The following is a 14,249-nucleotide window of genomic DNA, read 5'->3' as shown; positions in this document are numbered from 1 at the left end:
CCAAAATGCCTCAAATCGCGCAAATCGCCGAAACTTATGCGTCGCAGATCTTCTGGATGCTGCTGACGTTCGGCTTTGTCTTCTTCGTCATCGGCCGGGGCATGGTCCCCAAGGTTCAGGCGACGGCCGACGCGCGCGACGCGAAGATCACTGGTGATCTGGACGCCGCCAAGGCTGCCTTCGCTCGCGCTGACGAGGCAGAGGCGGACTATCGCGCTCGCGATGCTGAAAGCCGGGCTGCGGCTCAGGCGACGCTAGCTCGCGCCAAGTCGGAGGCTGCCAAGGCTTCCGAGGCGCAGCTCGCCGCTGCGGACGCAGAGATTGCCGGCCGGATCGGCGCTGCCGAAGCCCGTATCCAGGCTGCCAGCCAGGCAGCGTTGGCAGAGATTGAAACCGTCGCCGCCGAAGCGGCGCGCGACATGGTGGCCCGCATTTCCGGCGTTCAGGCGTCGGACGAAGCAGCCCGCAACGCAGTAAAGGCGGCACTGGCCCATGGCTGAGGCAGCAGCACAGCATAGCGAAGGTACGCCTCCGCATATCGACGATGCGATCCACGCTGAAGGGATGGAGCCGGTCGGCACCGTCGCTCATGAAGGCGTTGTTCCGCACACGGACCCGAAGGCGGTTGGCATGGATGCTACCGCGTGGGTGAGCCTGGCGATGGCGGTGTTCATCGTCATCCTCCTCATCAAGAAGGTGCCCGCGCTGATCGGCAACGTGCTCGATGGCCGGATCGCCCAGATCAAGAGCCAGCTGGCTGAAGCCGCCAAGTTGCGCGCTGAAGCCGAAGCGCTGAAGTCGGAATATGAGGCGAAGCTGGCGGCTGCCGCTGGTGAAGCGGATGCCATGCGCAAGTCGGCTGAAAGCGAAGCGGCGACGCTGCTCGAAGACGCCAAGACCAATGCGGTCGCGCTGGTTGCTCGGCGTCAGAAGATGGCGGAAGACAAGATCGGCGCGGCTGAACGAGCGGCGATCGCCGGTATCCGTACCAAGGCGGTGAATGCGGCTACGAGCGCCGCTGCGACGCTGATCGCGCAGAAGCATGACGCAAGTGCGGACAAGCAATTGGTCGATAGCGCTATCAAGGGACTTGGCCCGAGCTTCTGAGCTTTCGAAGGCAGGGCGCCCTGAAAAAGGGCCGGTGCGGAGATCCGCGCCGGCCCTTTTCATTTCTATCGGGCAAGCCGTTAATGGCTCCGCAGGGGCGATCCTGCAGAGCCGGGGGCACGTCAATCAGCGAGCGTCGTGCTGTCGATGACGAAGCGATATTTGACGTCGCTTTTCTGCATCCGCTCATAAGCGGCTTCGATGTCGCGAGCCGCGACCATCTCGATGTCGGCGACGATCCCTTTTTCAGCGCAAAAATCCAGCATCTCCTGGGTTTCAGCGATGCCGCCGATGAGTGATCCGGCGATCGACTTGCGTCCAAAGATCAGCATTCCGATGCTGGGAGAAGGATGCGGATGCTCTGGTACACCGACCAGCGTCATTGTCCCATCACGCTTCAGCAAAGCGGTGAACTGGTCGAGATTATGGCTCGCTGCGACAGTGTTGAGGATGAAGTCGAAGCTGCCCGCATGTGCGGCCATTTCATCGGGATTGCGCGAAACTACGACTTCCTGCGCGCCGAGGTCGAGCGCGTCCTGGCGCTTCGATTCGGAAGTCGTGAAGGCGACCACATGGGCACCCATGGCGTGGGCGAGCTTGACGCCCATATGGCCCAGACCACCGATACCGACGATGCCCACTTTCTTGCCAGGCCCAGCCTGCCAGTGGCGAAGGGGTGAATAAGTGGTGATGCCGGCGCACAGCAAGGGCGCGACAGCCGCGAGCTGATCGGCTGGGTGGCTTATCTTCAGGACGAACTTGTCCTTTACGACGATGCTTTGGGAATAACCGCCGAGGGTATGCCCCGGCGCATCTTGTGTCGGGCCATTATAGGTGCCCACAAAGCCCGTCTCGCAATATTGTTCAAGGCCCTCTTCACAAGCCGCGCAATGCTGGCAGCTGTCCACCATACAGCCGACTCCGACGGTGTCGCCGGGTTTGAAGCTCGTCACATGCTCACCGATTGCCGTGACATGGCCGACGATTTCATGCCCAGGTACGCAAGGATAGAGCGTTCCTGCCCATTCTGAGCGGACCTGATGCAGGTCGGAATGGCAGATGCCGCAATAGGCGATGGCGATTTGGACGTCATGCGGTCCTACCGGCCGGCGTTCGATGTCGATGGGTTCGACTGGTTTGTCGGCGGCATAGGCGCCATAGGCTTTGATGGCCATCTACTGTCCCTTTTTGCTGATCTACGCCTGCTGCTGTCGCGCTGCGTCGAGGTTGGTGAGAGTCGCGCTGGGTAGGTGGGAAATCCTGCGACCGATTCAATGGCCGATGAAGCGCCGACGCAGTTGCGTAGAGCATTGCGATTGCCTCCATCACCGCTATCTCTGCATCCATGTCGCGTCCCCAGTCCCCTGACCGTTTCCACGAAGACAAGGCCAGCTTCACCGTTCGTGGAGCAGGAGTTCCCGATATTGAAGCGGGGGTGGAGGCGATCCGCACGACGTTGAAAACCTTGCCGACGCGGCCCGGCGTCTATCGTATGCAGGACGCTCGCGGTGACGTTCTCTATGTGGGGAAAGCGAGGGCGCTGCGAAATCGGGTCGCCAATTATACGCAGGTTGACCGGTTGCCGAAGCGGTTACAGCGCATGGTCGCGCAGACCCGGTCCATGACGATCGTTACCACCAACAGCGAGGCTGAGGCGTTGCTTCTGGAAGCGCAGCTGATCAAGCGCTTTCGCCCGCCCTATAATGTGCTGCTGCGTGACGACAAAAGCTTCCCCTTCATTCTTCTGCGGGAGGATCATGATTTTCCGCGCGTTCAGAAGCATCGGGGCGCGCGGAAATATAAGGGGCGTTATTACGGTCCCTTCGCCAGCGCCGGGTCGGTGACGCGGACGATCAATGCGCTGCAGAAGCTGTTCCTGCTGCGGAGTTGCACCGACAGCTTCTTTGCCAATCGGTCGCGGCCCTGTCTGCTGTTTCAGATCAAGCGCTGCTCCGCTCCCTGTGTCGGCCGGATCGACGCTGCTGGCTATGCAGAGCTGGTGAGGGATGCGCAGGACTTTCTGGGTGGCAAATCGACGGCCGTGCAGAAGAAGCTGGGCGAGGCGATGCAGTCGGCTTCTGAGTCGCTGGATTTCGAGCAGGCCGCGATGCTGCGCGACCGGCTGAAGGCGCTGACGTTCATCCAGGGTAGCCAGGCGATCAACGCCGAAGGGCTGGGGGACGCCGATATCTTCGCGCTGGCGACGAAGGGCGGCTCGATGTGCATCCAAGCCTTCTTCATCCGTGGTGGGCAGAATTGGGGGCATCGCAGCTTCTTCCCTGTTCATACCGCTGAAGTAGCGGAGGATGAGGTGCTGGCGAGCTTCATGGCGCAATTTTATGAGGAGGTGCCGCCGCCCAAGCTGATCCTGTCCGACCGGGCGCCGATGGAGTGCGAACTGATGGCGCAGGCTCTAGGCGAGCGGATTGGGGCCAAGGTGCGGATCGAGGTGCCCCAGCGCGGCGATCGGACCCGGCTGATCAAGCAGGCGCAGCGCAATGCGGTGGAGGCGCTGGACCGGCGGCTTGCAGAAACCACGACGCAGGCGAAGGTGCTGGAGGAGATGGTGGAAACCTTCGGCCTGGACGGCGTGCCTGACCGGATCGAGATTTACGACAACAGCCACATCCAGGGAAGTCATGCTTTGGGTGCGATGGTGGTGGCGGGGCCCGAAGGCTTCCGGAAGAGCGCCTACCGCAAGTTCAACATGAAGAACCCCGAAACGTCGAACGATGATTTCGCGATGATGCGCGAGATGTTCGAGCGGCGCTTTGGCCGAGCAGCGCGGGAGGACCCGGTTCGGGACAGCGGGGAGTGGCCCGACCTGGTGTTGATCGACGGCGGCAAGGGGCAGCTGTCAGCGGCGCGGGCGATCCTGGAGGATATGGGGATCGAGGATATCTGCATGATCGGGATCGCCAAGGGGCCGCATCACGGGCGGGAGGGACGGGAGGTCTTCCATATGCCGGACGGGCGGGAGATCAGCTTTCCGATCAATCATCCGGTCCTGTTCTACCTGCAGCGGCTGAGGGACGAGGCGCATCGCTTCGCTATCGGGGCGCATCGGCAGAAGAGGAGCAAGGCGATCTCGACCAGTTCGCTGGATGAGGTGCCGGGCATCGGCCCTTCCCGCAAGAAGGCGCTGTTGATGCATTTTGGGACGGCAAAGGCGGTGAAGAGCGCGGCTTTGGAGGATTTGCTGAAGGCGCCGGGGGTTTCAAAGGCAGTGGCGCAGCAGGTTTATGACTTTTTCCATGAATGAAATGGCGAACTGAACGCGGTTTTGAAATTTTGTTTCGTCATCGCAACGATTAATGAGAGGTCTTTCCCTGCGTTTGCTCGTTGGCCTTGCGCAATGATAAGCGGGCTGCAATGATCTGTGTAGACGCTGGAAAAATCATGGCGCGGGGTGAGGTATGAGGGTCGCAACTCTCGGCACGTTTGGATGGACGGTAACTACCGTTAATAGTGACTTCTTCGAAGGTTCACTTTGCTGTTATTATTTCCCGTGGCTGATTACCTAGCTGAAGTCATATAACCTATAATATAGATTGACGGCCGGGAGATTATGACAGCGTGATCCACGGGCATGCCGATTTAATTCGGACATTGAACAGGCGGCGATCCTTCGCCCTGTCTGCTCTTCGGCCGTGGCGGATGCTGGATGTGACGCGGCTGGTGCTGGCGAGCGTTTATACGGTCGTCAGCTTTGGTTTCGCGACGCCGCGATCATGGGCTGAAGGCGCCGAGAATATCATCGTCCTGGCCATGCTGCTGCTCGCGCTGGCGGCGCTGACGCTGTCGTCGCGATCCTGGGTCATGGAGATGCGGCTGCGAAAGCCGGTGGTGTGCCTGGACGCGCTGCTGTTCCTGTCGCTGCTGGTGGTGACCAATCCAAGCACCAGCCCCTATTTTTCCGGCAGCCTGTTCGTCGCGGTCGAGATTGCGCTGATCGTGCGGCGGCGCTTTCACTTGCTGGTCGGCGCGTTCGCCACCGTCACGGCGCTGCTGACGGTGTGGGTCAACGAACTGATCATCCTGCCGTCCGAACCGGAGGCCGAGCGAGTTGCGCTCCGCGTGCTGTACCTTGCAGTGGTGATTGCGATCACCGGCATGCTGCTGGGGCCGCGCCGTGAAACGCTGTTGGAGCAGGAGCGGGCGCGGCGATTGGCCGACAGCGCTTTTCCGCCGCCCAAGGGAAGCGCCGGAGCCTTTCTGCTGCAGGCTCTGAAGATCGCGACGGCTGCGGAGAATGGGGCGGTGCTGTTCCGCATGGCCAGCGCGGAGCCCTACCGCTTCGCATCGAGCCGCTTTGGCGAAAGGATGCCCGAGGGCAATGGCGGGTTGCTGGCGGTGGAAACGGGATGGCATGATTGCCGCCGTGGCGCATCGATCAGCCTGTCTTCGGATGGCGTCAGTCAGATATATCCGCTGACCCCCGGCGGCCGGGCATGGGCGGCTCTGCTGGACGCCGAAACGCTGATGTCGGTCCGGGTGTCGCTGGGCACGTTTGACGCCGTGGGCGCGGTCCAGCTCGACGATCCCACTCATGAGGATGTCGCCGCGATTGCGCAGCGGGTGTTCGAAAGTGCCTGCGAAGAATTGATGGTGCGCAACAGTATGGACCTGGCCCATGTGATCGCGGGAGCGCGGGAGCGTGAGCGGTTACAGCGTGAACTGCATGACAGCGTGCTGCAGGCGCTGGCGAGCATTCGCTTTCAGGTCGCGCCGGTGCTGAACGGTACGATAGGCGACCCCCTGCCGGTTGTCGGAAATGTGGATCGGATCGCCAAGGACCAGATCGCCACCATCCGCTGGATCATCAATCCGGAAGTGGATGAGGAGGATTTCGCCTATCTGCCCGAAACGCTGTCGATGGTGGTGAGGTCATTGGCGGAGCAATGGGGCATCCAGTGCGATCTGCGCGTGGAGGACGGCAATTGCGCGACAAGCGCGATGATCGGCCGGGAATTGAGCTTCGCCGTACGGGAGATCGTCGCCAACGCGGTGCGGCATGCGCAGGCGCGGTCGGTGGAATTTTCGTTGCAGCCCGCGGGGAACCGCATCGCATTGCATGTGACCGATGACGGGGTGCCAAATCTCGCGCGGCTGGGATCGACCGGCGTAGTGCCTTCGCGGTCGCTGATGCGGCGGATACAGGCGCTGGGGGGCGAGGTGTTCCTGCGCAACATTGGCGGGCGCACGATGATCCAGATTACCGTGCCGCGGAAGTAATTTGGGAGTGCATTGATTACCACTCACAGCCGCCGGGCTGAACTCGTCGGGGCTCTTGCGCGTCCTTCGACAAGCTCAGGACGAACGGATGCAGGGATGAGTCATGGTCAGCGCATTTTGGGCGATTTTGGTTTCGCGCGAAAGCGTGGAGGTCGCTGAGAGGTTTCTCGCCTTCGCTCGAAACGAACGGAGGTTTGTGAAATGGGCGGGCGTTGAGAGTAGCTGCAGCCTCGCATCCGACGGCTTTATCATGAGAGATGGATGTAAAAAGCCAGCATCGCACTGACGGCGAACGGTAAGCTGCGGGATTTCTCTTGCTCCGTTCATTCGAGCGAAGTCGAGAAACTTCTTCCGTATCAAACTGCCGCAGAACTTTCGCCCCGGCCGGGCATTTTACCCAGCATTAACCAGAAGTGCGGATAGTCGGCGCTTCTGGGGGTTATCCCGGCGGAGGTTGCCGTTTCCATGGTGCGAGTGGTTCAGGATCATCTTTATCGCAGGAGCGTTGCGCTGGTGCTGTCGATGCAGGTCAACATTCAACGCATCGTGGCGGCCTGGATCCTTGTCGCAGCCTTTGCCTGCGGCGTGCGGATGGCCTTTCCGGCAACCCCTTATGCCAGCGCGCCTTGGGTGAGCGGGACGGGGCTGCTGCCCTATCTGCTGGTCGTGGGCGCGCCCGTAGGGTCGCTGCTGCTTGGGTTGAAGCTGTTTCCGGCGGGCCGGCTGCTTGCGCAGCCGAGCTTCCGGCTGGCGCAGGTCGGCCGCTGGCGGAAGATCGATTGCCTGAAAGCGCGGGAGATGTCGCAGTTCGGCCTTTACGGCGTGATGGCGTCGCTGCTGCTTGGCATTGCGCTGAACGTGCCGGTGCGGACGCTGGAATTTCTAAGCGCCATACCTGCGCTCGGCAGCTATTCGCCGGGCTGGTATGTCAGCCTCTATGCAGTGATGCTGGCGGACGTCGTGCTGCTGTCCAGCCTTTATATGTTCGCCTTTGCCATGGCGCTGCGGATGGCGCCGCTATTCCCGCGTTTCCTGCTGATGGTGTGGGGCGTGGACCTGATGGCGCAGTTGGGCATTGCGGAGCTGGTCGTGCGGATCGGGGATGTGCCCCATGCAGTGGAGGTGTCGCTTGCGGGACTTTTGGAGGGCAATGTTAAGAAGGTGCTGATTAGCGCAGCGCTTTGGTTGCCTTATCTGCTGCTGTCGGAACGGGTGAATGTGACCTTCCGGAACCGGGTGAGCGCCTGAGGGTATCTTTTCAGCAGTCGCTTCAGGCATTTTTCCTGACTTCGCGACTCTACGGAATCCTGGGCACAAGCAAGAAATTGATTCGTTTTCTGCGGGCGGCGGAGTGCGCGTGATTCGCGACGAACCGAAGTGACGCCCGCTCTTGAACTTATCCCAAAGGGGAGCGGCGGGATGGTTCAGCCTACTGCCGTTGGTGGTATTTCTATCGTTCGTGAGTAGGGGGTGGCCACTATTTAGCAAAGATATATATCAGGAGACATTTGAATATTTAGATGAATTGACAAATCTTTCGTGAGAGATAACTTTGTTACTAGCCTTTATTCTTGATATGCGAGCGATATAATTCCAAGAACGTATGAAATAATGATTGTGATTAACTTATAAAATCATCAGCAATATAACTAAAGATATACTAATAAAAAGAGTTCGTTTACTATTCGCTACGAATATGGATAGCGAAAATGGTTAACAAAAAATCACATCAAATTACTGAAAAATAAAGAGAATTTTTACCCTGTTGACTTGCTCCGGCTTTGGGTCATTTTCTTCACAAGTTCTACGGGAACTGCCCAACTGCCTGGCGAGTGAAGCAAATCACTGCTGGGGTCGCCAGGTGGCAAAGGCCCCTCCGCAGAACTGTGCAAGAGCAGCCGAAACGCTTTCGGCGCAATAGGGGTGAAAGAGACATGACTTTCTTGAGAACTCTCTGGCGCGACCAGAGCGGTGCCTCGGCGGCCGAATATGCGCTGATCCTGGCGATTGTGGGAACGGGTATTGCTTTAGCTGCCGTAGGTCTCGGCGGAGCCATCGGCAATTCGATGAACAAGGCGACGAACTGCATCAACGCGCCTAGCAACACCACCTGCAAGTGATAGGGGTAAAAGACATGACCTTCTTCAAGGCTCTCTGGCGCGACCAGAGCGGTGCTTCGGCGGCCGAATATGCGCTGATCCTGGCAATTGTAGGCACTGGCATTGCGCTGGCTGCTGTGGGCTTAGGCGGGGCGATTGGCGGCGCGATGAACAAGGCGACGAACTGCATCAACGCGCCTAGCAACACCACCTGCTAATAAAGTTAAAGCTGGCTGGCCTCAGTGCCAGCCGGCTTCAACCACTCCATAATTCCGGGGGGAGTTGTCGTGGGGCAGCGCAGATCTTTAATAATCCTTGGCTTCGCGATCTTGCTAGGTCTGGCGGCGGTATTCGTCGCCAATAGCTATTTGAGCAAGGCTGAGCAGGCTCAGGCCACACCGCAAGGCGGCATGGCCAAGGTCGTCGTCGCATCCATGCCGCTGGCGTTTGGCACGGCGATCACTCCCGAAAAGCTTCGCGTGGTCGATTGGCCTTCGGCTTCGGTGCCGCCCGGCGCCTTCCGGGACCCTGTGCAACTCACTTCCCTTGGCAAGCAGCGTGTGGTGCTGCGCCAGATCGAGCCGGGCGAGCCGATCCTCACCTCCAAATTGTCAGCCGAAGGCGGCCGCGCCACCATGTCCGGTGTGCTGCGGCCTGAAATGCGTGCGGTGGCTGTACGGGTGAGCGATGTGGCGGCGGCTGGCGGCTTTGTGCTGCCGGGTGATACGGTCGACGTATTCGTGACGCGGACGGCGTCGGACGGCGTCGGCGGAAGCCAGCAGATCACGGACGTGCTGCTGCAGAACACCCGCGTTATCGCGATCGACCAGAACGCCAATGACAGCTCCAAGGACCCTGCGGTCGGCAGGACCGCGACGCTGGAGGTCAATCAGGTCGACGCGCAGAAGCTGGTCCTGGGCCAGCAGGTTGGCCAGCTGACGCTGGTGCTGCGCAATGTGACGGACGAGCCCAACCCGGCTGTGCAGACGGTGGGGACGGAGGATCTGCGCGACGGCGCCTATGTGGGCGGCTTTGCCGGCCCGCGGGCCAGGATTGCCGAGGCGGCCTATATGCCCGCCAAGGTTCCGGTGATGCGCGCGCCGCGTCGCGCCGTGCCGAAGAATGTTTCCGCCCTGCCTGCGACCGCATCGGTCGAAATCGTGCGCGGCACGACTGGCACCAGCTATGAGGTGAAGCGCTATGGTTCCCGCTAAGTCCTTGTCGATGCTGGCGCTGGGGGCAGCGCTGGCCACGGCGGCGGCCATGCCCGCCCAGGCCCAGATCGCGTCGCTGAGCGCGAGCAATGTCAACCACGCAGGACAGCTGGAGGTGCCGCTCAACAAGAGCCAGGTGCTGACCGTCGATCGGCCCTTCTCCAAGGCGCTCGTCGGCAATCCGGAGGTCGCTGACCTGGTGCCGATGACGAACCGCTCGCTGTATGTGCTGGGAAAGAAGCCCGGCACGACGAGCCTTACCCTCTATGACAGCCGCAACATGCTGATCGCCGTGGTCGATGTGGCGGTGGGCCCGGATGTGGTGACGTTGAAGCGCCAACTCGCCGAACTGATCCCCGGCGAGCAGATCGGCGCGCGCATCTCCAATGATGCGGTGGTGTTGACCGGTACTGTTTCGAACGCCGTGGCTGTCGATCGGGCGGTGCAGATCGCCAAGACCTATGCTGGTGGCGATGAGAAGGTCGTCAACATGCTGTCGGTCGGTGCTTCGCAGCAGGTGATGCTGGAGGTTCGCTTTTCGGAAGTGAACCGGCAGGCGGCGAAGCAGATTGGATTGAACCACAGCTTCACCGGCAGCAAGACGGCGGGTAGCATCGGCAATCTGGCGGGTGACTCCATCGTGCCGACCAATAATGGTGGCGTGCCGACCATAAAGCTCGATGCGCTGTCCGATACTTTCGGTGTTGGAACCTGGGCCTACAAGATCGGCAGCCTCAACATCTTCTCCGCACTCGATCTGCTGGAGCGCAAGGGGCTGGTGAAGACGCTGGCCGAACCGACGCTGGTGGCGCTTTCGGGTGAGACGGCGTCCTTCCTGGCGGGCGGCGAGTTCCCGATCCCTGTCGTGCAGAACGGCGGCGGCGGGGGCGGCAACGGCAACAACGGCATCACGGTTGAATTCAAGCCTTTCGGCGTCAGCCTGGGCTTCACGCCTACGGTGTTGAGCGATGGCATCATCAACCTGGTGGTTGAGCCGGAAGTCAGCTCCATAGATCCTTCCGCTTCGGTGTCGATCAATGGTCTGGTGGTTCCGGGCCTGCTGACGCGGCGGGCGAAGACGGTGGTGGAGCTTCGCGATGGGCAGTCCTTTGCGATCGCGGGACTGCTGCGCAATGACTTCCAGGATACGGTGCGGCAATTGCCCGTGCTGGGATCACTGCCGATCATCGGCGCGCTGTTCCGTTCGACCGGCTTTCAGAAGCAGCAGACTGAACTGGTCATGATCGTGACCCCGCGGCTCGTGAAGCCGATGCGGGCGGAGGATGTCAGCCTGCCGACCGACCGGGTGGGCAATCCGCATGAGTTGGACCTGTTCCTGATGGGGCGGACGGACAAGGCGGTGGGTATCAACCCGCTCAATCCCGACGCGATGCCTCCGGAAAGTCGCCGTGCGGCTCCGGCTCCAGCCGCTCCAGTTGAAGCGGCTCCTGCTGCTCCGGCTCCGGCGGGCGCGACGCAGAGCGGGTATGAACTATGAGCGGGAGTGAGACCATGCGCAGACTGTCCCTGGCCGTCCTGCTGACCGCCCCGGTGCTGGCGGGCTGCACCACCAACGATCCGACCTTCGGTGGCGCGGTGCGCAGTAATTATGCACAGCAGGTGATCAACCCGGAGCCGCGGTACGAGCGAACGCTCGTCGAGGGCGGCGACGGCACGAAGAGCGCTGCGGCAGTGGAACGCTACCGCACCGACAAGGTGAAGAAGCCCGCGACGATCAGTACGACTTCGGGGACCGGCGGCGGTTCCGGCGGCAAGTGATCGGGGAGGGGAGCCACTCATGTCTGCCCGTCGGAAAAGCCTCTTAAGGTCAACCAGCGGTGCGGTGGCGCCGACGGTAGCCCTTTCGCTTTTCGGTTTGATAGCGGCTGGCGGCATTGCGTTCGATTATGCGCGGATGGCTAGCCTGGATTCCGAACTGCAGACGGCTGCGGATCAGGCGGCTCTCGCTGCGGCGACGCAGCTAGACGGCAAGGATGGGGCTTGTAGTCGGGCTGCCAGTGCTGCCAGTGCTTTGGTTCGGAACGACACCCGCTTCGCCAATGATAGAATCGGGTTGGCGGTGACAATCGCCAATGAGGCAAGCTGCGACCGGACCGGCTTCATCAAATTCTACAAGAATAAAGATCGGAGTGACACGGTTGATCCGACAAACTCGACTGCTAACTTCGTTGAAGTTACGGTCAACTCGCGTACTGCCTTTTTCGCGCTGACGCCTATTGTTAATATACTCTCGTCAGGCGCGCTATCTGCGACGGCGTATGCGGGGGTGGGTTCGGCAGTCTGCAAGGTGCCGCCTCTCATGCTTTGTAATCCTGCCGAGACCAGCACGGATACAAGCTTCGACGTAAGTTCACTTATTGGCAAAGGTCTTAGGCTGGTCGCGAATGACAGCGATGTCAAAGGTAACAACTACGGACCCGGGAACTTCGGTTTTCTGCAAACTAATGGAATGTCCGGCAAAGACGCATTGCGTGATGCCATGGGATTGTTGAGCACGACATTCGACTGCACTAAAGGAGATGGTGTCACAACCGAGCCAGGAATTCCAAACTCAGTGTTTGAAGCGTTAAATACGCGCTTTGACATTTATGCTAATGGTCTTAGCTCATGCGGTAACGGCAGTCTTTGCCCGCCATCTACAAATGTGAGCAAAGATGTCATCATGCAAAAGCAGCAAAATGATACCGGAAATTGCCCCTCTGCTTCCTTTTCTACAGGCAATGGCGGGTCAGGATGGCGGTTGGCCGATGACGCTGAAGCTTATCTTCCTTCTAATACGTCTGATATAACCACTACGCCGGCCGCTATGGGCATGCCTCGGGACAAATGTCACGCCGTTAGCGACGAGGGCATTTGCGGTGGTTCGTCCGTGAAGAGCCGCATTGGTGATGGCGATTGGGATGTGAATGCCTATTGGCGCGTGAATCATGGCGGTGTTAATCTTTATGCTGATACCAATGTCTATAACGGCAAAACGCCCGGGCAGGCACTGGGTTATACGACATCGACGTCCGCCAAGCCCACCCGTTATGCGGTGTATAAATGGGAAGTGGCCGCTAACGCTTTGCCGTCACATAGTTTGAGCGGTGACCGGACCGGTTACATGGCTCCAGTTTGTCAGCCCGGAAGCGCAGTGACGCCTACGGCGAACACAGACCGCAGGAGGCTGTCAGTTGCGGTCATCAACTGTAAAACAGCGGATAAAGGGGGGGCAGTGAATGGCTCGTCGAAGGATCTCAAAGTTCTCGATTGGATCGACGTCTTCCTTGTAGAGCCATCATTACCTCGACCGAATGGCAATCCGAAACGTACCAAATCCAACGATTTATATGTGGAAGTTATCGGGCTTGCAGGATCTACAGGGAACGGCGCGAGTTCTCCTCAGTATATTCAGAAATCAACACCCTATTTGATCGAGTGATTTGAGATGCGAGATTTCTTGTCCAAGATTCTGGTATCTACGCGAGCGGCGGCCGCTGCGGAGATGGCGTTGATCACTCCTTTACTCATCACTTTGATGTTCGGCTCTTTCGAACTCGGAAATTATTTTCTGAGCGAACATGTTGTAGCGAAAGCTGTGCGTGACGGAGCCCGCTACGCTGCACGCCGTTCTTTTACAGATTTCACATGCCCTAGCTCGATCGGAGGCGACGTTCGGACAAAAACACAAAATCTGACTAGGACAGGCGAAATCACTGGCGGAACAGCCCGCCTTGTAAATTGGACCGATCCGAACACAGTGACGGTAACTCTCACCTGCACGAAGATCACGAGCGGAAATTATTCTGGTATATACAAAAGCATGACGGACCTGCCCAAGGTTAAGGTGTCGGCGACGGTACCTTATAGGTCATTGTTCAACAATCTTGGCTTTACTAGAAATACGCTGAATTTAGTGTCTGAATCTGAAGCTGTGGTGCAAGGCATATGAAGCGTCGGCTAGCAGCCCTTTCGCGCGACAACCGCGCGTCATCGGCGGCCGAATTCGCGCTTGTGCTGCCATTGCTCCTGGTTTTCCTGTTAGGCATAATCGATGTCGGCCGGCTGATGTGGACATGGAACAAGGCGGAGAAAGCCACGCAGATGGGAGTCAGGTTTGCGGTCGTTACCGATCCCGTTGCGACTGACATGGCGACTTACAGATTTGTTGGTGTTGGCGGACTTCAACAGGGCGATGCGATTCCAGTCGATGCATATGGCACGATGAAATGCTATGATGATCCAAATACACAATCGACATCTATAAAATGCGACTCTTGCACTCCCGCTTGCCCATGGGGGCAAATTACAAACCCGGCTGCATTTGCAAAAGTTTTCGATCGTATGCGGCTATTCATGCCGACGTTAAAGAGTAAAAATGTTCAAATCCTATATAAGTCTTCCGGCTTGGGTTACGCAGGTGATCCTAACGGTTCGGACGCTTCGCCAATCATAACCGTCCAACTAACTGGACTGACCTTTCAGCCGACGTTGCTGCAACTCTTCGGCGGCACCATCCCCCTACCCAGCTTCAGCGCCGCCCTCACCATGGAAGACGGCCAGGGCTCGCAGTCAAATTGAGGAACAAGATCTT

Annotated in this window: 14 protein-coding genes; 13 read left to right on the top strand and 1 reads right to left on the bottom strand. The window is 59.3% G+C overall.

Translation table 11 applies throughout. From position 1 onward, the window contains the following. The first annotated feature begins 5 nt into the window (after nucleotides 1-5). Together ACZ5Y5_RS06140 and ACZ5Y5_RS06135 are read left to right on the top strand one after the other, a co-directional pair. Nucleotides 6-500: a F0F1 ATP synthase subunit B family protein gene (locus ACZ5Y5_RS06140; RefSeq protein ID WP_464810292.1), complete on the top strand. Its 495-nt coding sequence runs from the start codon at nucleotides 6-8 to the stop codon at nucleotides 498-500. After that, on the top strand, nucleotides 493-1,107 hold the full coding sequence (locus tag ACZ5Y5_RS06135) for a F0F1 ATP synthase subunit B family protein (RefSeq protein ID WP_464810291.1): 615 nt from the start codon (nucleotides 493-495) through the stop codon (nucleotides 1,105-1,107). The genes ACZ5Y5_RS06140 and ACZ5Y5_RS06135 overlap by 8 nt, the downstream gene beginning before the upstream one ends. Before the next feature lie 122 nt (nucleotides 1,108-1,229). Here the strand turns inward: ACZ5Y5_RS06135 and ACZ5Y5_RS06130 are convergent, their stop codons facing one another. Then, entirely contained in the window at nucleotides 1,230-2,282 is a 1,053-nt protein-coding gene (locus ACZ5Y5_RS06130) for an NAD(P)-dependent alcohol dehydrogenase (protein ID WP_464810290.1), read from the bottom strand. A 170-nt stretch (nucleotides 2,283-2,452) separates the two neighbouring features. Here ACZ5Y5_RS06130 and uvrC point away from each other — a divergent pair, with 170 nt between their 5' ends. From uvrC to ACZ5Y5_RS06075, 11 genes are all read left to right on the top strand, one after another. Further along, on the top strand, nucleotides 2,453-4,369 hold the full coding sequence (gene uvrC, locus ACZ5Y5_RS06125; protein WP_464810289.1) for an excinuclease ABC subunit UvrC: 1,917 nt from the start codon (nucleotides 2,453-2,455) through the stop codon (nucleotides 4,367-4,369). A 314-nt stretch (nucleotides 4,370-4,683) separates the two neighbouring features. Next, entirely contained in the window at nucleotides 4,684-6,342 is a 1,659-nt protein-coding gene (locus ACZ5Y5_RS06120) for a sensor histidine kinase (RefSeq protein ID WP_464810288.1), read from the top strand. 465 nt (nucleotides 6,343-6,807) lie between these two features. Then, entirely contained in the window at nucleotides 6,808-7,590 is a 783-nt protein-coding gene (locus tag ACZ5Y5_RS06115) for a DUF2569 domain-containing protein (protein ID WP_464810287.1), read from the top strand. Nucleotides 7,591-8,276: 686 nt separating this feature from the next. After that, complete coding sequence (locus tag ACZ5Y5_RS06110) at nucleotides 8,277-8,462, top strand: Flp family type IVb pilin (RefSeq protein ID WP_464810286.1); 186 nt, start codon at nucleotides 8,277-8,279, stop codon at nucleotides 8,460-8,462. 14 nt (nucleotides 8,463-8,476) lie between these two features. Beyond that, on the top strand, nucleotides 8,477-8,659 hold the full coding sequence (locus ACZ5Y5_RS06105; protein WP_464810285.1) for a Flp family type IVb pilin: 183 nt from the start codon (nucleotides 8,477-8,479) through the stop codon (nucleotides 8,657-8,659). Nucleotides 8,660-8,728: 69 nt separating this feature from the next. Continuing rightward, nucleotides 8,729-9,655, top strand: coding sequence for a Flp pilus assembly protein CpaB (gene cpaB, locus ACZ5Y5_RS06100; protein WP_464810284.1), 927 nt, complete (start codon nucleotides 8,729-8,731; stop codon nucleotides 9,653-9,655). Continuing rightward, nucleotides 9,642-11,153 carry a type II and III secretion system protein family protein gene (locus ACZ5Y5_RS06095; protein WP_464810283.1) on the top strand — a complete coding sequence of 504 codons (1,512 nt, stop codon included), beginning with the start codon at nucleotides 9,642-9,644 and terminating at the stop codon, nucleotides 11,151-11,153. The genes cpaB and ACZ5Y5_RS06095 overlap by 14 nt, the downstream gene beginning before the upstream one ends. A gap of 14 nt (nucleotides 11,154-11,167) precedes the next feature. After that, complete coding sequence (locus ACZ5Y5_RS06090; protein WP_464810282.1) at nucleotides 11,168-11,434, top strand: hypothetical protein; 267 nt, start codon at nucleotides 11,168-11,170, stop codon at nucleotides 11,432-11,434. Between the two features lie 19 nt (nucleotides 11,435-11,453). Beyond that, the gene (locus ACZ5Y5_RS06085; protein WP_464810281.1) at nucleotides 11,454-13,097 is read left to right on the top strand and encodes a pilus assembly protein TadG-related protein; all 1,644 of its coding nucleotides are present in this window, start codon (nucleotides 11,454-11,456) and stop codon (nucleotides 13,095-13,097) included. Nucleotides 13,098-13,115: 18 nt separating this feature from the next. Beyond that, complete coding sequence (locus ACZ5Y5_RS06080; RefSeq protein WP_464810280.1) at nucleotides 13,116-13,607, top strand: TadE family protein; 492 nt, start codon at nucleotides 13,116-13,118, stop codon at nucleotides 13,605-13,607. Continuing rightward, on the top strand, nucleotides 13,604-14,236 hold the full coding sequence (locus ACZ5Y5_RS06075) for a TadE/TadG family type IV pilus assembly protein (protein ID WP_464810279.1): 633 nt from the start codon (nucleotides 13,604-13,606) through the stop codon (nucleotides 14,234-14,236). The genes ACZ5Y5_RS06080 and ACZ5Y5_RS06075 overlap by 4 nt, the downstream gene beginning before the upstream one ends. Nucleotides 14,237-14,249: the final 13 nt, after the last annotated feature.

This window comes from Sphingobium sp. TomTYG65, from assembly GCF_055395525.1.
Note: the sequence above shows the minus strand (reverse complement) of the source record. Positions and strands in the feature narration are given on the sequence as shown.

Bases quoted from the DNA above. Each gene is read 5' to 3' on its own strand.
- ACZ5Y5_RS06115 (WP_464810287.1), top strand. From the start codon at position 6,808: ATGGTGCGAGTGGTTCAGGATCATCTTTATCGCAGGAGCGTTGCGCTG.
- uvrC (WP_464810289.1), top strand. From the start codon at position 2,453: ATGTCGCGTCCCCAGTCCCCTGACCGTTTCCACGAAGACAAGGCCAGC.
- ACZ5Y5_RS06110 (WP_464810286.1), top strand. From the start codon at position 8,277: ATGACTTTCTTGAGAACTCTCTGGCGCGACCAGAGCGGTGCCTCGGCG.
- ACZ5Y5_RS06095 (WP_464810283.1), top strand. From the start codon at position 9,642: ATGGTTCCCGCTAAGTCCTTGTCGATGCTGGCGCTGGGGGCAGCGCTG.
- ACZ5Y5_RS06105 (WP_464810285.1), top strand. From the start codon at position 8,477: ATGACCTTCTTCAAGGCTCTCTGGCGCGACCAGAGCGGTGCTTCGGCG.
- ACZ5Y5_RS06075 (WP_464810279.1), top strand. From the start codon at position 13,604: ATGAAGCGTCGGCTAGCAGCCCTTTCGCGCGACAACCGCGCGTCATCG.
- ACZ5Y5_RS06135 (WP_464810291.1), top strand. From the start codon at position 493: ATGGCTGAGGCAGCAGCACAGCATAGCGAAGGTACGCCTCCGCATATC.
- ACZ5Y5_RS06090 (WP_464810282.1), top strand. From the start codon at position 11,168: ATGCGCAGACTGTCCCTGGCCGTCCTGCTGACCGCCCCGGTGCTGGCG.
- ACZ5Y5_RS06130 (WP_464810290.1), bottom strand. From the start codon at position 2,282: ATGGCCATCAAAGCCTATGGCGCCTATGCCGCCGACAAACCAGTCGAA.
- ACZ5Y5_RS06140 (WP_464810292.1), top strand. From the start codon at position 6: ATGCCTCAAATCGCGCAAATCGCCGAAACTTATGCGTCGCAGATCTTC.
- ACZ5Y5_RS06085 (WP_464810281.1), top strand. From the start codon at position 11,454: ATGTCTGCCCGTCGGAAAAGCCTCTTAAGGTCAACCAGCGGTGCGGTG.